This window comes from Psychrosphaera aestuarii (genome assembly GCF_017948405.1).
Lineage (GTDB): Bacteria > Pseudomonadota > Gammaproteobacteria > Enterobacterales > Alteromonadaceae > Psychrosphaera > Psychrosphaera aestuarii.
The window spans coordinates 866,129-886,047 of the sequence record NZ_CP072844.1 but is presented as its reverse complement, the minus strand read 5'-3'; the positions used below and the strand labels follow the sequence as shown (position 1 = coordinate 886,047).

Sequence of the window (19,919 nt, the reverse complement as noted above, 5' to 3'; positions counted from 1 at the left end):
CCCTTATAAATTTAAATTCAATCGCTCGCAAAGGTAATACAAGCCAAACAATATTAACGTTAATAATTGCCAGAAAAACAGAAAAAATACTGAAACGTAAAACCACTCTGCAATATAAAAAGTTGATGTTAAAAGGGTTGGAACTGAAGTAAGCAAACCTAACTTTTGGTAAATTACTAGGAAGATACTGAGCACGGTAAGGTAAGAAAAAAGCCTTAATAAAAAATCTCTTCTGGTCAATTTCATATCTTCAATTTTAGACTCACCGACTTTCACATTTATTGTTGGAGCATTAATCATTTCTTGATCAATTACAGGCCTGTTGAATGTAGCAATAGCTGCTATTGCTGCTATTAAAAAGCCTGGTAAACCAACAATAAAACCAGACAACTCAGCTAAAAGTCCATCTTTCCCAGCTACATTTTCTAACCCGACTAAACAATAAAGCCCCAACAAAGTAAAAAAAGTACAAATAGATGGTATTTTCCAGTTATAAACCTTGCCAGAATCATGATTTAAGAATAGATATGAGATAGGCCTAGTGAGTTGATAGAAAATTTCACCATATTTTTTCATTCTATAAGTGCTCCAACATTTTCAATACGATTGGAGTATGTAATAAGTCTACTGATGTTGTTAACGGCTCACTAAAACCATTAATTTTTACTTTCTTAACATATTTATCATCGTTAATTAATTTTCCCGTATTTACGTCAATCTCAGCAGTATGAGAAACATCATTGTCATCTCTAAAAGACACTTTTATTTCCTGCATACTTAAATCTTTAGCTGTGTTACTTCTTAGGTTATCTAACCATTTATGATTACCACCTGCTTTCAAAATCGCACCTTTATCTACCGAAATTGGAATTTGTACTTCCTTTAATTCAGAATGTTTATTTACGTCATATCCATCTACTTGGGTTAAATCTCCAGTCATTAGCGTTACGCCTTTAAATGCTCCACTATTCAAATCATCTTTAAATTTAGACGACAGGTGACCGTTAAAGAAAACATGGTTGTAAGTATTAATTGTTTTAACTTTACCTTTCGCATCGGTTTTATTTTGTGGGTGAGGTATTTCAAAATCAGTTTTGAATTCATTCGCTATACGCTTAAATAATTCATTTAAATACCGTGTAATTAATTTGATTGGTAAATTTGTATTCTGTTCATATAAGGCCAAATAAGATCTACCAGATAAAGTATCTTGAATAATCATGTGACACGAAAACTCAGTTCCAACATCAATAGTTTTTGAATGTACTTTTCGCGTGGAAGCTGCCCCACCAATTTTACGATGAACTTCATCTGCAAGGCTTGTATCAACTATATTTATTAATAGTTGCCAAGTACCTGATTGAGTATCGTGTTCAATATCTGCAAGGTATAGTTCTTTTTTTTCTTTAGAACCAATAACTATATTGACAGTTTTTTTTTCACGATAGGCTATTAATTTTTCAAATAACTCCGTTAGGCCAAATTGATTTGGCAATCCTTTTATTTTTGGTGTTGTTGTTTTTGTATTTAAATGAAAATCCAAAAACAAAATATTACGTTCATTCTTCTTGGCCATGCTCAAATCCCTGCCTTTTCAGCTTTGTAGTTTCTTACATCTATTTTGCCTGTAACAGCAGCAGAGATAAGAGTTGTTTTTCGCTCTTTCATCAATTCAATGGCTGCTTTTGCTTTTTCACAAAGTGAATCTAGCTGTTTTAGACGCTTTTTGAGAAAAACCACAATCTCCGTTTGCTCAGTTTTAGAAGGTAAGGCAATAGAAAAATTTGTTATAACATTAGCAGGAACTCTCTTAAGACCTCCTGCACCAGTCATGGCTGCGGTTGCAATATCCATAAATGCTTCTTCCTGCAAACGGTAATACAAAAAATCATTCAATATTTTTTTAGTTGTGCGTAACACATAAATCTCAGAAGAGCCGAAACCAATACCGTTAACTAAATCTCTTGCCACAACCATATTTTTATTTTCAAAACATGGTGTTACTTTTGCAATTAATACATCTTCATTTTTAAAATAAGTGTAACCATCATAAACCTCTGAAATAAGCTTTGATTCGTCTAATACAAGTGAATCTTGCTTTAGTTTATCCATTGGCACAAAGCTACACTTAAATTCTTTTTTATTGGCTATTTCTGATTTTTTAGGAGTCAATTCAGCTATACGCTTGATAGGTGCAACGATCCAATTTTCAGGCACTTCACCTAACCATTCAACGCCTGAGTCTTTCATAGGGGCTTCAGGGTTGAGGCCACGGGTAACGGCATGGGAAATAACGGCTTGGCGTTTTTCTTTTAATAGCTTAATTAACTTTTCTTGTTTGGCAATTAAGGTGTCTATTTTTGCGGTTTCATGGTCGAGGAAGTTGGCTATTTTTTGTTGTTCATCTGGTGAAGGAATCCAAATACTTGTTCCCTTTAAAATGGCTTGCGAAATTGTAAATACTTTTACTCCTTTCACAGTATTTTGGATTTGCTTCCTATACTCAGACGAATCAAATAAGTACGCCAAAAAACGACTAATGTGCTTTTTTTTAGGTCTAGTAATTACTGTATGATAGCCCGCAAAGACTCTTTGATCGCTTATGAGTTGAGTAAAGTTTCCTGAACCTTCAATATCTTCTGAGGTGTCAGCAAATACTATGTCACCAAGATTTAAAATTGAGCTTTTATTAGATTTTAAATAATCTTCACTAACACATTTTAACGGATGCATGTCAGGATCAACTTCAAATCCAAACTTAGAGTGAATTTCACCATAATTTACGCAAGGTATGCCACTGTCAATTAAATTAGCTTTTGTAATTGGCAACCCTTTTCCAAATTCAAACTCAAATCTTACCTTAGTAGTTTCCCAGTGAGTTGGTAGTTTGTCTAAACAACTGATACCTGTATTTTTATAGTCTGGGTAAGGCTGATAACGTCCTGCCATTATGAATGCACCTCTTGCAGTAACTTCATAATATCGGCTGATACCGCATCTAAATCGGCATCAATTTCTTCTAATGCTCTTGGTGGTTGATACACATAAAAATGACGGTTAAAGGGTATTTCGTAACCAACAATGCCGACTTGACCATCTTTTTCATCTACTTTACTTTCATCAATCCAAGCATCAGGAACGTGTGGCAAAACTTCACGCTCGAAATACTCTTGTACTGATTGTTTTAAAGGGATGTTTTCGTTGTCACGTAAATCTGGATTAGGCTCTCTTTCGCCTTTGTTCTTTCCTGACTCAAATAAACAATATTCAGCCTCTTCGTTATGTTCTCCGAGGTGTTTAAATATCAATTTATATTCAGCAGGTGTAAGTGATTCGGCCTTTAAAGTGTCTTTAAGGTATTTTTTAAATTCGTCTCTTGATAGATATTCATCATTAGATGAATTAAGCACAGAAATAATTTTATCTTGTTTGGTATCCGAAATTTTCTGCCAGGCTTTGTCTGCAAACAAAGCTTCTCTTTTAACTTCATCGTGAGGGTAGAAGGCGAGTTGTAATGGACGTTCAACCGTAATACGTCTATAACCAAAATCTTGATAATCAAATATTTTGCTAAAATCATTTTCAACAAACTGACCATAAGTTTTCACAATAATTTCGATACTTTCTTCAGTAAGCTCTTTACGTTTACTACCTAGTGATTTCCGCATTGCTTGGTAGAAGACGTTCTCTACTTCTTCAGTCGATTCACTTCCGCCACTGCGACCACGACCACCAGTTTTTGCTCGTGTAGTGGCAGCATTTATTAACTGCACTTTGCCTTTACGTTGCTGAGATTTGTTGTTTGATAACACCCACACATAAGTGGCAATGCCTGTGTTGTAAAACATATCTGTAGGTAAGGCGATAATAGCTTCGAGTAGGTCATTTTCGAGAATGTAACGCCTTATCTCGCTCTCACCTGAGCCTGCACCACCTGTGAATAATGGTGAGCCGTTTAAGATAATGCCAATACGCGAACCTGTATTAGTATCATTGTTACCACCTACAGGGCGCATTTTACTGATAAGGTGCATTAAGAATAATAATGAACCATCTGACACTCTGGGTAAACCTGCACCAAAACGCCCTTCAAAACCTTTTTCTTTATGCTCGTCATTAATTTTCTTTTGTACTTTTTTCCAATCCACTCCGAATGGCGGATTAGAAAGCATATAGTCAAACTTATCTGTTGTTAGTTGATCATCGGATAAGGTATTGCCCAATTTAATGTTATCGACCTTTTGTCCTTTTATCAGCATATCTGCTTTACATATGGCATAAGACTCAGGGTTTAACTCTTGACCAAAAGCAGAAAGTGCAGCTTTTTCGTTTAACTCATGCACATATTCCATGCCCGATGATAAGAAACCACCTGTTCCTGCTGTTGGATCATAAATACTGCGAACCAAACCTGATTGAGTAAGCAAGTCATCATCATTACAAAATACTAAAGATGTTGTTAAACGCACAATATCTCGCGGAGTAAAGTGTTCCCCTGCGGTTTCATTAGAGCTTTCAGCGAAGCGTCTAATTAACTCTTCAAACACTAAGCCCATATTGTGGTTATCGACTACTTCAGGGTGAAGATCAGTAGTGGCAAAACGTTTAGCCACTTTATAAAGTAAGTCGGCCTCAGCTAACTTGTCGATGGTATTAAAAAAATCAAAGTGCTCAAATATTTCACGCGCATTTGTGCTAAATGATTGAACGTAGCTTTCAAGGTTTTGCGCTACACTGGTTTCACCCAGTTTGTTCAAATCCATTTTACTGGTGTTATAGAAACTCAACTTAGCTGAATGAGTTAGAATTTTTTCTTGGGCTTGGTGTTCTTTTTCTTTGACTTTTTCATACATAGCCAAAACACTAGGCTTAGTATCTTCCAGAACACACTCTAAACGTCTGAGCAAGGTAAATGGTAATATGATACGTCCATACTGGCTTTGCTTGAAGTCACCACGAAGAAGATCAGCAACTGACCATAAAAATGCTGCCGTAGAAGAAAAATTGTCTGACATATTATTACCCTGAAAATAGTTAAGTTTTCCGTAACTTTTCGCTTTAGCTATAAGTTGATGTAGCAGTAAACTTAAGAATATTATTTTTTATAATGGGTAATTTATCACACTGTACCTAGATATGAAGTAACTGATTGTGCGAACAGAAATTTTATTAAAGACTTAAGCTATTCTTGAAGGTTGTATCGAGGGTGAAAAAGCGAAGCCAATCAACTCCGCTTTTTGTGTATCACCACTTTATTTATCATTTTTCGACTTTTTTAACCGAAGCATATCATTTACCGCTGTTAGATAAGCCATTTCTTTCATCAAATTGATGGCAAACTGTCTATCAGTTTGGCCTTCAGTGTCATTCATTCTAACGTCTATAAATGTAAGCCGAGGATGCGGATGCCCACACCCTTCAAAGTATTTATAAATTTTTGTAGCTCTTTCATAGCCTGCTAGTCCTCTAGCGTAGACTCTTGCTTTTCGAAGGTGTCGATTATAATTTGTATCAATACAGTCGTATTTTATTTTCATAATGACCTCCCTATATTTAAACTTTTAGGTCTAGGATTCTTGTTTTTAGGTATAACATTTGAAAGAAGATAAAAAGAAAATATCCTTCTTATAACTCGTCTAAAAAATCCTTTTGAATTATCCAAATTGGAATTGTTTCTCGAATCAAGAAGGTTCGGTATAGTATTTTTCTCAAACTGTTTGATAACTTCATTAGCCTTCGTTTTTAATTCTGAGTTTGTTATTTCACTATTAGTAAGCTGTAGGATTAGCCGTTTAGTTAGCTGAATGTCCTGAGTAGACTTTTGAATTCGGGCAATTTGATATAACCCTTTAATGCTGACGTTGCTCACTTCATGAAATGGAGTTTCCGTTTCTAACAGCATTTTAACTATTTTTTTGCTATCCCAAAGTTTGGTCAATTTCACAGCAGATTTATTGCTAAAGTCCTTGAGCCAATCAGTAAAGCTAGAGTAACCCCAATCTATGTAAAGCTCTTCTTCCTGTATGTATACCAACCTAAAGCCTAAAATAATCGTATTGTTTTTTACGTCTGCAACAAGCTGATAAAGCTCAGACTGTGGATCAGAATTCAACTCCTGCTGCTTTGAATTTACATTAATTTCACCCAGTTCTTTATTATGTAATACATTTTCTATTTTTTTAGTCATGTTTCATCCTTATTTTTTAAATTATTTTTAAATCTATTCACGTTTTTAATATTGAAATAAGTTAATTAGGGTGAAACTCAAAATGCTTGTTTAGGAACCTTTTAACTTCGAGTGCTTCATCCGCAATGGCAGTCATTGCATTAATTGCGGACTCTTTTTTTGAGTTGTTAAGTGCTACTTCAGATAGGTAATTGACTAGCGGAGTATTTATAATTTTTCTTTGTGATAGTTGATAAAGAAAACTGACGTCCAAGATATTTAGCTGATTCGATTTTATGGCTCTCTTGTAAAATTCTCTTTCAAGGGACTCATTATTTGATAATTTGGTTTTCGACACAGCTTCGTATGAATCAAAGTCCGCTTTCCACTCTTTTAAAATTCTTTTTATTCGATTTGATAAAGTAAATCTGCCTTTTGTTTTTCTGTTTATAACCATGCTCATGATTTAATTCTCCAATTATTTGATAAAAGGAGGCTTAAAGGCGCAGTTTTACTTGCACACCTCCCACTCAGTTTTATTACTAAGATTTTTCATTTCTATATTCCAAATTTCTTAGAATGAGTTCGCACGAAATGTTATTTCGTACTTCGAATACCGAAAAATATTATTTCTCGATTTGTGCATACTATACATATTTCATTTCATCATGTCAATACAAACCCCAATAAAAACAACAACTTATATATTATAATATAATTTTCATAGGTTAACTGAATCTATGGCTATAGCTAAGTAAATGAATTAGTTAAGTCTTTTCAAAAACAATGTTTAGTTAACTTTTTGAGAAAAAAAGTCGTTTTTTTGCTCCGCTTCTATGTTTGTGACTCCTTCCACGCCTAATTGGTACGTTTGATGGTCAGAATTTATTTCAAGGATTGAGGTTATAGAAGTTAAAAAATCCCAAACTGGGATATTTGTTGTGGAGTGTTATACGTACTCCGATTTAATAACTGGAGTACATCATTGTGAAAAATAAAGAATCACTTGCAGAGAAACTTAGTGACTTTAAACAAGAGCTATCATTTATATTGCGTTCAACTCATGCATTAATTGAAGAAACAGAGTCACTCAATCCTGATTTGATTATGGGTATGCTTCATACCGAGCGTAAAATAATTAGTCGATTGGAAGAAATAACTGAGGAGCTTAAAGAAGATTAAGTAGCAGATATTTTATAAGTCTCTTGGTGGTAAAAAATATCAATTTTGGATTTCGACATTTAAGGTTGAGATTTTACGCTAAAATCGAGAGGGGTCATCGTTATCCCAAGGATCTTTTAAAATTGCTTTTGTGTCTTCATCCATTTCAACTGTGTTATCAGTTAGAGTTGGAGTCGGCTCAGGAGCATTTTCTTTGTCAGCAAGCCTATTTTCTTTTCTTTTCCAAGCAAATTGGTCGTAATTACTTTTTCCTTTATTTAGAATTTGCTTTGCTTCAAATGTATCTGTTGTTACTAAACTAGTAATAATTGTTACATTGTCCCATGCAACCACCTCATTAGTTTGAAAAGCTGTTACGAATCCATTATTTTGCAATTCCAATATAGCTTTTTTAACTTTGTCTCTTCCATGACTAGGTTGGCTTTTTTCAGGTTTTATTGGCTCAATCAAAGAAAGCAATAAAGGCAAAGAAAACCTGCGAAAGTCAGAACGTTGCGTAAGTAAATAGCGCATTAATACTTTAGCATTTTTTGACATTGGTTGACTTAGTAGTTCAAGATTCATGAACGAAACATCCAAACTGGTAACATCCAGATTTTTATATAATTTTTTTAATATCTTCCCTATTTCGACTTCAATATATTTATCATCTCCCTTACCATAATAAAGTCGGCCACTTGACAATAGTGCTGCTCGATCAGTTTCTATTGTTCTCTGATTTCGTTCAATCTTTAAATAAATTGCGGCAGTGCAAAGTCTATTCAGGCTAGTATCCAGCCATTTAAAATTTTTACGGCGGTTTTCTGCGTGAGATTTTTGAAATAAATTGGATATTTCCGCTAGAGATACTTTAACGGGTTCATCAACATCGGTCATTTTCAGCCTGTTGTTTAACCAATGTTTTATTACCAACCCTAAAATAGGGTAATCAAACTTTTGATCCAATCGACTGCCTATTAACTCGTATGAATAAGTGTTTCCCTTACATCTAATTGCACCTTCAATGCTAGAATTTATTTCATTACTGTTCCATGAACTAAAGAGTGAAGTTCTATTGAGTGAGTTGTCAATTGGGATATTTTTGTTTCCCTTGATCTCACCCAATAATTTTTTATAGCTTTTTCCTTTTTTCAAATAATTCTCCAATACTAAAATGTTCCATTGACCCGATTTGAGCGTTCCATTGACCCGATACTATCTTTATATAATTTCCTTATTCTTATTGGCCTTTATTAACGTTTTTAAAAAGTAAGTATATTATTTAGTATGAAATCTTAAGTTTTTAAATTGAGATTAAATAACTACTGTTTTACTTTTAACATTTGTATGACTAACTTCAAGCAATGTCATGATTTAATATTTGACTGTACCGCTAAAAATTAAATAAGCCCATAAATCTAATTGCCATTTTATTGTTTATAAAAAACATAAATAACTTAAATTGTGTAATAAATTTAAAGTTAAGATCCATTGCAATATTGTATATTTCTGACGTGACGTATCAAAGATACGTTAATTAAAAGCATGATCTAACTTTTAAATTAATAAAAATTGTCCATACAACATTTAAAATTAAAACAACCGAAGCTTGTTATTTGTTTTAAATATATTACTGGTACTCATTGCAAGTTTTTCAGCCAATGATTCTGATTGTTTCATGCAGTTTTTGTACTGTGACTCATACTGTTGCAGATCCGCTGCCACAGGATAATTTAATAAAGAATCTGGACTCAGGTGTGATTTATTTATCTTTTTCTGCAACAAACAATCTATCTGATCATTAAAAGTTTTCTCTCCTTTACAATAGTTAAATATTGCAGATTCTACTGGCATAACATAACTAAATTTCTGGTTATGATTACTTGTAATTAAAATCGAGTTTCTGCTTAAAAAGCTCAAATAATGCTGAAAAGGTATGAGGAGTTTATTTTTATCATTCTTAAATTTGATGTTAATTACTAAATGAGTTTGATGTAGAAAAAATAACAAGACCAACAGTAGCAATATGCTCTTTTCTGTTTTTTTTGCTTTAGCATTATCATTGTCACTGTTACTTAAAACTAATTTGATACTACATGGCTCAGAAACCGTGAGATCAAATTCAATCGACTGGTCATTTTCATTTATAATTCTGAAAACATCTGAAATTGTAATGTTATAAAGATAATAATAATTTAATTCAGGAAATGAAGACTTTAACTCGTCTATTAGGTCTAATAAGTTTTCCGATTCAAAATCATTATCAGCTAGATTATTAATTTTGAGTTTTTTGTATATTTCATCAGTGATGAGTTTTGAATCTGCTATTGGTTTGTTATTCATACATTTTTATTTAGTTTTATAATTATACGAATATCACATATCCGAATTCTTTCAATAACCTCAAGTAAATAAATGAATAAACCCATTTAACGTTTGGGCTTTGACTTATTCTTTAGTTTTGGGGTTACTTTCGCTTCTGATGGGGCGTTTGGTATGTTTTCTTCCACACTTTTTATTGTATTTTCGAGATCTTCTTTGATTATTCTGGAAGAACTTCCAATGTCTTGAATTCCATCAGAAAGTGGTTTTGCAGCTTTATTTGCTAAAATAAATTGCTCTTGTAAGAAAGAAAATGCCCATTTTTCGAAAAGTTTTTTGATTTTTTTTAACTTCATTAAAACGAGATTAAATCCTCTTTGAGCGTTAATTATTTTTTGCTCATATTCTTGAAGTGACTCTTCTGACTTTTGCTCTTTTGCCGTTAATTCTTTGAGCTTTTCTTGTCTAGCTAACCACAAAGGCTTATTTTGTAGATTCTGATTTTTTGGAACATAGTTATTGTGATCAACATTCCAAAGCTTTTTCACAGAACTATTAAATCCTTTTTTTATTTTATGTAATGTTTTCTTTTGTGATATTGACTTAACTACGTTCAGATCAATGACATTGCCCACCAATACATGTACATGGCTGTGCTTATCAATATTCGCTGACTCATCATGCAGCACCGCATGTGTGTGCTCTTTTATAATATCAATGTCTAAACCAGTCGAGTCTGAAACATCTTGTATGAGTTGATCTATAACGCCAGTCCATTTTGTTATAGAAATATCAAAACTAGCTGGAAGTGATAAGCAAAATGACGTAGCCCAATTGACTACACCACCGCCTCGTATCGAATTTATGGTGCGGTATTCTTGACGTTGGTGAATAGAAGAGAGAATATTTTTGGCGTTATCATAGATAACGTGAATTTGAGTGTTTTGGTGCGCTGGCCTATTTCTATCAGCAAGGTAATTGACGTGGTTTATAAAACCGTTTTTTACTAATCTACCTTTATCTGAGGTAGCAACAAATCTCTTGCCTTTTTTAACGTATTTTCTCTTTACGCCTGAGTTTCTTATCTGTCTTGCTGTTACCGTCCAGTTTTTTATCACTTAAACTTAATTAGTTTTATTAATTAAGTTTTAACACATTCATTTTGATTTACAACAACATCAAAAAAAGACTGTAAAAGCCCTAACACCCTAACTTTTGTAGAGACTGTTCAAGATAGGAGCTTTAATTCTTAAACCTTCATTTCACGGTGTTACATTCCTTCTTGCAAGAGGGGGAGGGAAAACCCCTCTTAACTCCCGAATCAATAAAGATAAAGCATAATATTTCGATAAAAAGAATGTTTACCATCAGAAGTGAAACAACTAAATTTATATCTTCTGTATGTTCTCAAAATTTTGACATACTAAAAATTGATTAAAGGATTCACTCAGCCTTTCCGTTTCAGAAAGTACCACTTTCCAATACTTAATTCTTTGGCTCGCATCCATTTTAGTAAAATCATTTCTGTCGGGGATTTTAGAAAACGGTAGTGAAGCTACAAACCTCGGAGAGGGAACTAACATAACTACATTGTCATAATTTTCTGGTTTAACGTTTCGTTTTAAATTCTTATCAAACCATCCAGCTTTGGGAGTAGAATTGAAATGTGGGTATAAAATTAAACCGCCACTTTCACCCAATTGAAAGTCAAAATGATAGTCAATAATGCCACCATCTCGATACATTCCTTTAGGTGCGCCAGATATATCTTTGATGCCTTGCATCACCATTGGGATAGAGCCTGAAGCTAATAGTGCTTCTTTCAGGTTTGCTGGGCTTAAATCAATGTACTGAGTTTTAAAATTACAATAATCATTAATGTTTAAAGAACTAGAAGGAGATTTAAATACAAACCTTTCATATTGATTTCGAATAAGTTTTCTATTTAGCCAATTTGCTCCAACACTCCTTAAAAGCCCTAACATTTGAATTAGTTTATTTTCTGAAGATACAAAACCGTTAGTTTTATTTGCTAGAAAATGAGCCTTAAAAACTGGATTTTCTATAATTTCATCTATCCCATCATCACCTAGTACATAATCTAAAAGCTCTCTCGCTTTTAAAGTTATTTCTGCTGGTGTTGGTTTGTCAGAATAAGTTGTCTCTGAATATGATTCTGCTAGTCGAGATATAGCTGCAACGGGATCTTTTTGAGCAAAACATGCTGATCGAAATGCTCCTGCGGAAGAACCAATTAAATTCAATTCCTGCTCTCTATCCTTAAAAAAATCACCGAAGAGGTACTTGTCCAATTCAAAAAGGCAAAACCATTTTGGACCTCCGCTGGCTCCTAAAAAGCTAGTAAATAAGTCTTGTTTAAAGCCTTCACTTTTAATAGCTTTAAGGGCTTCTTGGCCAGCATAAATATCTAACATATTATTTTTTCTCTATTCCTAACTTTTTCTTCATTTCAGCATATATTTCTTGAGGTCTTGGAATAATATCACCATTTTTATATTCTGGAGAGGAGGCATTTAACCACTCTTCATCAGGTTCATAATCATCTGGTAAAGGTACATAAAATTCATCTATAATTTGCTGTCGAACTTCATTGAATGACTCATTATCTAACACTGTGTATCGAAGCCTTTTATTCCTACGCCAGTTTTTATTGATCGCTTCATTACATATCCGATTTATTTTCAATAACTCTGAAGGGGCCACTTCAAAAAACTCCCTCATTTCAATAACATCATCAAGGTTCGGAAGCCTGTCAACAAACCGTCTCAGTTTAAGTTTTATATGACTTCCCCAAGCAGCAAATGCATCAATCTCCTTCTCTGACGGGACAGAGTATTCACTTACAAGAGCAGGGATTCCAGGAATTACTTGACGTTCCATTTCCTCTTGCCCACGTTTAAAGCTTTGCCTTATAAGGTTTTTAGCAAATTCAATATCGAATACAATCCATGCTTGCTGCTTTACACCATCAATTGCTATGTACTGTAAAACATCAATTAAGTAGGTATTAATAGCTCTACGCTTATTGTAGGTGCTAATTTCATCTTCTTCTGTAAAGCTATTTAATACAATTTTTAAACTATCTTTGAACTCTTCATAGTTCGACTTCCGACTCAAGCTTATTAGCTCTGTATTTAATTTTTCGATTTCTGATTCGTTTACATCGCGGTCTTTTTTAAGACTATTTCTTGCTTCAACAATGTCTTTATCATTGGGGTCTTCTAGCAATAGATTCGTTGCGGTTTTAATCTTTGAAGCTATTTTCTTTTGTTGTTTTTTTAACTCGAAAATATTTTTTCTTAAATTAGCAGCCCGATGGTTTCCCTTATCTTCGCTACTTTGAAACAAGCTTGAAAGATCTAATTCAACCAGACTCTTAATTACTGACTTTTCAAAAGTATCAAAATATCTCACAGCTTTGTTTCCACATTTTCTTAACTTTGTTCCTTCAGAACACTGTAGGTAAGCTGAGCGTCCACCTTCGGCTTTTGACCCTCTTTTTGTAAACAAAGTCATTGAACTACCACAATAAGCGCATTTACCTATTTTAGTAAAAAGGTTAGTGAATTTTCGTGAGACTTTTCCACCTTGGTATTGTTTTCGTTGTTCCATCTTAAAATTCACACGCTCAAACAAATCAGAACCAATCAGTGGGGGAAAATAATTGGCAATTGGCTCTCCGTCAGGTTGTCTTTTTCGCTTCCCAGAAACTTCATCTACAGGGTTGATATAGGGTTGAAGATATCCTAATAACCTCCTATCTCTTAGAAGTCTGAGTATGTATGAATCATTGAAAGAAATTGCAGAATTTGCCCTTTCTCCTTTAAACGGTTTGATGCCTTCAGAATCTAAAATTCTGGCAATAATAGTCGAACCAAGCCCAAGTCCATCCTTACCACCAGTGTCTGCTAGCTCGAAGATACGCTTTATTACTGCAACTCTTTCAGGAATTGGCTCAAAATATTTTTGACCATCTTTGCTTGTAACTTTACGTAACCAATCAGGAGAGGTGGAAGGTAATAAAACAGGGAAAAGTTTACTATGAGAATTATTAGCGGCTCTTTGTCGAGCACCGTTCCAGAATTTTTTTAAATGATTACTTTTTCTATGAGATTCTTCATAAGCAGCAGCCATTTTTGACAAAGTAATTATTATTTTTATTTCATCAGAATTATTCTCATTGAATTCCATATCATCTTTTGCAACATAAATTCGAATTCCAGCATCAATTAATCCTAAAAAGTGCTTTAAAGCTTTCCTTACATGCGACCGAGAAAATCTAGAAAAGTCTTCAATTATGAGTACGGTTCCTCGTGGTACTTCACCAGCCTCGGCTTGTCTTACAAATTTCCCAAGCGCACCGTCCTTGCCAAAGTTCTCAGAGTGATAGCCAGATTTTCCATCATCTCTTAACACAAAATTTTCATTTAGTTCATAACCATTTTTTGCAATCCATTCATTGGCTTGTTCTAGCTGTCTTCGCTCTGAGTCACCTAATTTTTGATTACCCGAACTCCAACGTAAATAACTAACTACTAGAGGCTTTTCTACTAATTTTTTATCTGTCATAGTAATTCCTTTGTATTCCAAAATAATACTAACACCAACATCGGTGTATAGTAAAAGAAGTGGTTTACCTTATTCGGCTTAGACAAATACCTTTTTGGCGAATTTTTCAAAGATAAACAATCATCTTTAGATTTAATTGGGTCATCTGCCGGTGCATTTAGAGCATCTTGTCTTGCGCAAAAGGACCCTGTTTCGGCAATAACAGAACTTGCTTATCGATATTCAGAAACTGACTTCACATTAGATGCGTCGCCACAAGGCGTAACTCGAGCAGCAGAGCAGTTATTAACGCAAATATTGCCTCATGATCATATGCAACAAGTGTTAAACAATGAACGCTTTAAGGTTCATTTCATTACCGCGTTATGTTCAGGTGCCGTAGCTAAAGAAAGTAAATTACATCAAGGTGCTGGGTTAACTAAAAGTTTAATTAATAACGCTCTCGGTCGTCAGCGACTAACGCAGCAGTACCAGCGAGTGGTATTTTCAACTTCAAAACAAGCATTGAAGTACCAAGAGGCGTCTGTTTTTTCTACGGAATATGTTGACTTAACTGAACAGAATTTTCACCAAGCCCTATTGGCAAGTGGTGCTATTCCAATGGTGATGTTAGGTATTAAAGATATTCCTGGTGCGCCCGCCGGTATGTATCGCGATGGTGGCATTATCGACTATCACTTCGACTTCAAGATTGAGTCTGAAGGCCTCACTCTTTATCCACATTTTAATTCGCGCCCAAAAGCTGGCTGGTTTGATAAAAATTTAAAGCGTACGGCCAATCCGAACAATTACGACTCAACGGTAATGCTAGTGCCTTCACAAGAGTTTGTGAGTGGCTTGCCGTTTAGTAAAATACCGGACAGAACCGACTTTGAGAAAATAGATACATCCACTCGAATAAGATATTGGCATAACGTTTTCGAACAGACAGAGCGATTAGCGGAAAGCTTTTCAAACGCGGTGAACAAACCAGAAACGGCAATCATAAAAGATTTACCGTTTTAGTTTACTAAAGACTATGCACTTAATACTACGGTAGCAAGCGCATAGTTTTGCTCATCACTTATCGAAATTAACGCTGCGTTCACGCCTTTTTGATTGGCAACCTCTTTGGCTGCGTCTAATAGCAGGATACTTGGCGCACCCAGCTCGTCGTTACTAATTTCAAAGTGGTGAAAAGAGATGCCTCGACCAATACCAGTACCTAGTGCCTTTGCAGCAGCCTCTTTGGCGGCCCAACGCTTCGCTAAAAACCGATCTGGTTGGTTATGATTTAAAAACTGAGTCATTTCGGTTTCGGTTAGCACCCGCTCAGCCAATCGGTTTGACTTGACCAACGCGTTGCTTACGCGAACTATCTCGACGATATCGGTTCCTAAACCAAGTACTGACATAAACTATACGCCCTGGCGTGCTTCGTTCATAAGCGCTTTCATATCTCGTACCGCTTTATCAAGGCCGTCTATCGATGCTCTCGCTATGATAGCGTGGCCAATGTTTAGCTCGTATATATCCTTTATGGCAGCGATAGGCTTAACATTATGATAATGCAGGCCATGACCAGCGTTTACAACAAGACCAATACTAGCCGCAAACTCTACTCCTTCCGCTATTCTTGCCAGTTCGGCAAGCTGCTCTTCATCGGTTTCTGCATCAGCGTAGTGACCAGTGTGAATTTCGATAAATGGCGCACCACAATCTGCAGCTGCTTGAATTTGCGATTTGTCGGCGTCAATAAATAACGAAACCTTTGAGCCGATTGCCGCCAATCTATCACACGCGTCTTTTACTTTATCGAACTGACCTTTAACATCTAGACCACCTTCCGTTGTTAATTCTTCACGCTTTTCTGGCACTAAACAAACAAACGGTGGTTTTACGTCTGTGGCAATTTGAATCATTTCTTCAGTCACAGCCATTTCAAGATTCATTCGAGTTTGTAGCGTTTTTGCTAACGTATAAACGTCTCTATCTTTTATGTGACGGCGATCTTCTCTTAAATGAATAGTTATGCCACTTGCACCTGCATGTTCTGCAACTGCAGCCGCATGAACCGGATCTGGATAGCTTGTACCACGGGCGTTCCGAAGAGTTGCGATATGATCAATATTAACGCCTAAATGAATTTCACTCATGGTTACTCCAATTAATTTTAAATACAGTCTTGTGCTAAATTTTATTTTACGTAAATAAAGTCTAGCTACGCATAGTCTTATTTAAATAAAAGCTAACGTCTAAATAATTCTCTAGATTTTAAAGGTTTGTCGCCTAAATGCCTATGTAAACATACGCGTAAAATTGACTTTGCGATTGTTAGTTCACGTTTAAATGCAAGGAAAGCTTCGTTGTCTAATAAAACAAAGTCCTCTAAAGACACTTGAGTATTTAAGCGTGCTGATACTGCCAATAGATCTTTGCCATGAAGCGAACTTGGTTTAGCTGCATCAATAACAAAACCTTGATCGCCCAACAATTGATAATGAAGATCCTCACAAATCGATTGTTGCATCGTGAGTTCTTGTTCAAAGCTAATACCATAACCTAACATTTGTAACAAACGATGTTCAAACTGTCGCAAAATCCACTCTAAATACAAGTTAGTGTGTGCATCGTCTAAATGAGAGTTAGAGCTTAATGATAAGTCAGATAAGTTTCTTAACGAATAAACATAAAGTGGATAAAGTGTTTCATATTCAGCATCGGCGGTACACAGACGACAAATCACTTCATTTAAGTAAAACCCGCAAAAAAGGCTTTTGCTTTTTAAAGCCGATAGTTGTTTTGATAGCAGTTGATTTTCATCGAGTGTTTTGAGGGTTCTTAATCCAGTATTTTTCTTAAACTGCACCACTAATGCTCGAAATGGCTGCATTAATGCGGTTTTTGCGGTGTTTTTTTTACTGCCTTTATAGCCAATAATTGAAATACGACCTTCACCCGCCACCAGCATTTCCATTAGTAGTTGGTTTTCTTTAAACGGTCGAGTGTGGAGTATAAAAGCAGGTAAGTATTCCAATTCCTTTGACATAAACTGAACCTGCTCTTAATAATATAACTATATAATACCTAATGAAACGTACAGTGTGATTAGTCTTCTGAGTAACCTAGTGAACGTAATGCACGTTCATCATCGGCCCAACCACTTTTCACTTTAACCCAGAGTTCTAGGTATACTTTTTCATCTAATAGCTTTTCTAAGTCCTGACGGGCGTCACGACCAATGACTTTTAGTTTCTCACCTTTAGAACCAATAACCATTTTCTTTTGGCCTTCACGCTCAACTAGAATTAAGGCATTGATGCGCCAAATCTTTTCGTCCCACTTAAACTGTTCAATCTCAACCGTAACTGAATAAGGCAATTCCTCACCTAAAAATCGCATCAGTTTTTCACGAACAATTTCGGCAGCCATAAATCTTGAAGAACGATCGGTTACGTCATTCTCTGAGAAAAAGAATGGATTTTCCGGTAAATAATCTCGAACTTTATCTTTAATTGCCGCTACATTGGTGCCTTTTTCCGCTGAGATTGGAATAATTTCAGCGAAGTCATGTAACGCCGCTAATTTTTGTAAGAACGGCATTAATGTTTCTTTATCTTTTATCTCATCAACTTTGTTAACCAACAACATGACTGGTTTTTTTGAACGCTTAATTTTAGACAATACCATTTCATCGTCTTCGTACCACTTAAGAGCTTCAACAACAAACAATACAACTTCTACATCCCCTAACGCACTTGACGCGGCTCGGTTCATTAACTTGTTGATTGCACGCTTTTCTTCTTTATGAAGTCCAGGGGTATCAACATAAACAACTTGTTCATTGTCTTCCGTATGAATGCCTAAAATACGGTGACGAGTAGTTTGTGGTTTTTTCGATGTAATGCTAATTTTTTGCTCTAAGATGTGGTTCATCAACGTAGATTTACCTACATTTGGACGACCAACAATAGCAACTAAACCACACTTTTTAGTTTGTGATAAATCAGCACGGTTATTTAAATTACTTAATAACGCGTCTAATTCCGCTTGGCTTTGTTCTGACTTACTCACTTTTTTATTACCTCTAATGCTTTACGTGCGGCAGATTGTTCTGCCTTGCGACGACTAGTGCCTGTCGCTTCGAGTTGCTGACCGTCATCTAATGTGCAACTAACGGTGAATGTTTGATTATGTGCTTGCCCTGTTGTCTCTATAACATCGTATACCGGCAATGGTCGCTTTCTTGATTGCAACCACTCTTGAAGCTGTGTTTTAGGATCTTTTAGTGCATTGCTTGGATCAACATCGGCTAATCGTTCTTTTACTAATTTTAGAACAAATTCTTTACATTGCTCGATACCTGAATCGAGATATACCGCACCTATAATAGCTTCGATTACATCTTCTAAAATGGAGTCACGACGACAGCCGCCACTTTTCATTTCGCCAGGTCCAAGTCTGATCCATTGGCTCAGTTCAAACTCTTTAGCAATGGAAGTTAGAGTTTGACCTTTTACAATTTGCGAGCGCATGCGGGTTAATTCACCCTCAGTTGCTTTAGGGAACTCAAAATAAAGCGCTTCTGCGACAAACATTCCAAGTAACGAGTCACCCACAAATTCTAGACGCTCGTTGTGCGACCCTTTAAAACTACGATGAGTCAGTGCTTGTATTAGCAATGACTCATCTTGGAATTGATAACCTAATTTCTTTTGTAGCTGTTTATAATCTTTTTTTATCAAGTTTTACTCTTCTTAAACTGTTACTGCACGCCACCTAAGCGTGAGAAGCGAATATCGACTGGTATAAAATCTGGTAGCCAACTAATTTTTCCATCATTAAAGACAAAACTCATCCAAATGAATACCGCTTTGCCAACCATTTGATCTTCACTAACAAAGCCCCAGTATCGACTGTCCGTACTATTGTCACGGTTATCACCCATCATAAAGTAATAACCTTCTGGCACAATCCATTCACCTTGTCGAGTGCCTGGCTGAGCATAAAAACTCTTAGCCATATCTGGGTATGCAGGGTTAATTAATATGTTGTGTTCAACATCACCTAACTTTTCTTTTGCCGTTATCAACGGGATCCCCATTGATTCAAATTCACCTTCTGCTTCTTTACTAAGCTCAATTCTAGTCAACTTGTCACAATTTGCTGGACTCGTTTCACAACTTGCTTGTATGAACAATTGCTTGTTCTTGTAAATAACTCTATCGCCAGGAGTACCAACAACTCGTTTTATATAATCTAAACGCTCATCCAAAGGATATTTAAAGACTGCAATATCACCACGTTCAGGTTGACCTGTTGCAATTAACTCTTTACGCCAAACAGGGTCATGAACTCCGTAAGCGTATTTTTGCACCAGAATAAAGTCGCCAACCAGCATGGTTGGCATCATAGAACCTGATGGTATTTGAAAAGGTTCAAATAGGAATGAGCGAAAAATTGTAATAAGCGCCAGTATTGGGAATATTGATTGTGCAGTTTCAACAATAACCGGCTGCTCGGTCAGTGTTGCTAAGTCGTCCTCTGAAAGACTTCCTCCAGCAGAAGCTTGTGCCTGTAGCGCTTTCGCATTTCTAGCGGGTGCCCACAACTTTGCGTCTAACAACCAAATCACACCACAAAGTAATGTAACTATTACTAAAAATATCGCGAATTGCCCTGCCATACTGACTTATTCCTT

At 35.6% G+C, this 19,919-nt stretch carries 20 protein-coding genes; 2 read left to right on the top strand and 18 right to left on the bottom strand.

From position 1 onward, the window contains the following. Nucleotides 1–3: 3 nt before the first annotated feature. The 7 genes from J9318_RS04110 to J9318_RS04080 form a co-directional block, all read right to left on the bottom strand. Nucleotides 4–576 (bottom strand): hypothetical protein, encoded by a 573-nt coding sequence (locus tag J9318_RS04110; RefSeq protein WP_210561493.1) that lies wholly within the window; start codon nucleotides 574–576, stop codon nucleotides 4–6. Between the two features lies 1 nt (nucleotide 577). Next, entirely contained in the window at nucleotides 578–1,576 is a 999-nt protein-coding gene (locus J9318_RS04105; RefSeq protein WP_210561490.1) for a hypothetical protein, read from the bottom strand. A 2-nt stretch (nucleotides 1,577–1,578) separates the two neighbouring features. Continuing rightward, nucleotides 1,579–2,949 (bottom strand): restriction endonuclease subunit S, encoded by a 1,371-nt coding sequence (locus J9318_RS04100; RefSeq protein WP_210561488.1) that lies wholly within the window; start codon nucleotides 2,947–2,949, stop codon nucleotides 1,579–1,581. Then, nucleotides 2,949–5,015, bottom strand: coding sequence for a type I restriction-modification system subunit M (locus J9318_RS04095; protein WP_210561487.1), 2,067 nt, complete (start codon nucleotides 5,013–5,015; stop codon nucleotides 2,949–2,951). The genes J9318_RS04100 and J9318_RS04095 overlap by 1 nt, the downstream gene beginning before the upstream one ends. A gap of 237 nt (nucleotides 5,016–5,252) precedes the next feature. Beyond that, a complete protein-coding gene (locus J9318_RS04090; protein ID WP_210561485.1) occupies nucleotides 5,253–5,537 on the bottom strand; it encodes a hypothetical protein in 285 nt (94 codons plus the stop codon). Beyond that, nucleotides 5,534–6,187 (bottom strand): hypothetical protein, encoded by a 654-nt coding sequence (locus J9318_RS04085; RefSeq protein ID WP_210561483.1) that lies wholly within the window; start codon nucleotides 6,185–6,187, stop codon nucleotides 5,534–5,536. Before J9318_RS04085 ends, J9318_RS04090 begins: the two co-directional genes overlap by 4 nt. 61 nt (nucleotides 6,188–6,248) lie before the next feature. Continuing rightward, the gene (locus J9318_RS04080) at nucleotides 6,249–6,629 is read right to left on the bottom strand and encodes a hypothetical protein (RefSeq protein WP_210561481.1); all 381 of its coding nucleotides are present in this window, start codon (nucleotides 6,627–6,629) and stop codon (nucleotides 6,249–6,251) included. Nucleotides 6,630–7,153: 524 nt separating this feature from the next. Between J9318_RS04080 and J9318_RS04075 the strand changes: the two genes are divergently transcribed. Next, nucleotides 7,154–7,348 (top strand): hypothetical protein, encoded by a 195-nt coding sequence (locus J9318_RS04075; protein WP_210561479.1) that lies wholly within the window; start codon nucleotides 7,154–7,156, stop codon nucleotides 7,346–7,348. Nucleotides 7,349–7,426: 78 nt separating this feature from the next. Here J9318_RS04075 and J9318_RS04070 read toward each other — a convergent pair whose 3' ends face one another. The 5 genes from J9318_RS04070 to J9318_RS04050 all read right to left on the bottom strand — a co-directional run bounded on the left by J9318_RS04070 (nucleotide 7,427) and on the right by J9318_RS04050 (nucleotide 14,239). After that, the gene (locus J9318_RS04070) at nucleotides 7,427–8,482 is read right to left on the bottom strand and encodes a hypothetical protein (protein ID WP_210561477.1); all 1,056 of its coding nucleotides are present in this window, start codon (nucleotides 8,480–8,482) and stop codon (nucleotides 7,427–7,429) included. Nucleotides 8,483–8,920: 438 nt separating this feature from the next. After that, complete coding sequence (locus J9318_RS04065; RefSeq protein ID WP_210561475.1) at nucleotides 8,921–9,670, bottom strand: hypothetical protein; 750 nt, start codon at nucleotides 9,668–9,670, stop codon at nucleotides 8,921–8,923. 86 nt (nucleotides 9,671–9,756) lie between these two features. Further along, nucleotides 9,757–10,767, bottom strand: a complete 1,011-nt coding sequence (locus J9318_RS04060) for a hypothetical protein (RefSeq protein WP_210561473.1) — start codon at nucleotides 10,765–10,767, stop codon at nucleotides 9,757–9,759. A 270-nt stretch (nucleotides 10,768–11,037) separates the two neighbouring features. Continuing rightward, on the bottom strand, nucleotides 11,038–12,084 hold the full coding sequence (locus tag J9318_RS04055; RefSeq protein WP_210561471.1) for a patatin-like phospholipase family protein: 1,047 nt from the start codon (nucleotides 12,082–12,084) through the stop codon (nucleotides 11,038–11,040). 1 nt (nucleotide 12,085) lies between these two features. Then, on the bottom strand, nucleotides 12,086–14,239 hold the full coding sequence (locus J9318_RS04050) for a recombinase family protein (protein WP_210561469.1): 2,154 nt from the start codon (nucleotides 14,237–14,239) through the stop codon (nucleotides 12,086–12,088). 135 nt (nucleotides 14,240–14,374) lie between these two features. Between J9318_RS04050 and J9318_RS04045 the strand changes: the two genes are divergently transcribed. After that, complete coding sequence (locus J9318_RS04045; RefSeq protein ID WP_342345699.1) at nucleotides 14,375–15,244, top strand: patatin-like phospholipase family protein; 870 nt, start codon at nucleotides 14,375–14,377, stop codon at nucleotides 15,242–15,244. Between the two features lie 11 nt (nucleotides 15,245–15,255). On the opposite strand, the gene acpS is transcribed toward J9318_RS04045, so the two are convergent. The 6 genes from acpS to lepB form a co-directional block, all read right to left on the bottom strand. Continuing rightward, a complete protein-coding gene (acpS, locus tag J9318_RS04040) occupies nucleotides 15,256–15,633 on the bottom strand; it encodes a holo-ACP synthase (protein ID WP_210561465.1) in 378 nt (125 codons plus the stop codon). 3 nt (nucleotides 15,634–15,636) lie between these two features. Continuing rightward, nucleotides 15,637–16,374: a pyridoxine 5'-phosphate synthase gene (gene pdxJ / locus J9318_RS04035; protein WP_210561463.1), complete on the bottom strand. Its 738-nt coding sequence runs from the start codon at nucleotides 16,372–16,374 to the stop codon at nucleotides 15,637–15,639. A 92-nt stretch (nucleotides 16,375–16,466) separates the two neighbouring features. Next, complete coding sequence (recO, locus tag J9318_RS04030; RefSeq protein WP_210561461.1) at nucleotides 16,467–17,267, bottom strand: DNA repair protein RecO; 801 nt, start codon at nucleotides 17,265–17,267, stop codon at nucleotides 16,467–16,469. A 59-nt stretch (nucleotides 17,268–17,326) separates the two neighbouring features. Continuing rightward, entirely contained in the window at nucleotides 17,327–18,190 is an 864-nt protein-coding gene (era, locus tag J9318_RS04025; protein WP_244732012.1) for a GTPase Era, read from the bottom strand. A 98-nt stretch (nucleotides 18,191–18,288) separates the two neighbouring features. Further along, complete coding sequence (rnc, locus tag J9318_RS04020) at nucleotides 18,289–18,960, bottom strand: ribonuclease III (RefSeq protein WP_210562357.1); 672 nt, start codon at nucleotides 18,958–18,960, stop codon at nucleotides 18,289–18,291. 23 nt (nucleotides 18,961–18,983) lie between these two features. Further along, the gene (gene lepB, locus J9318_RS04015; RefSeq protein ID WP_210561459.1) at nucleotides 18,984–19,904 is read right to left on the bottom strand and encodes a signal peptidase I; all 921 of its coding nucleotides are present in this window, start codon (nucleotides 19,902–19,904) and stop codon (nucleotides 18,984–18,986) included. Between the last annotated feature and the right edge of the window lie 15 nt (nucleotides 19,905–19,919).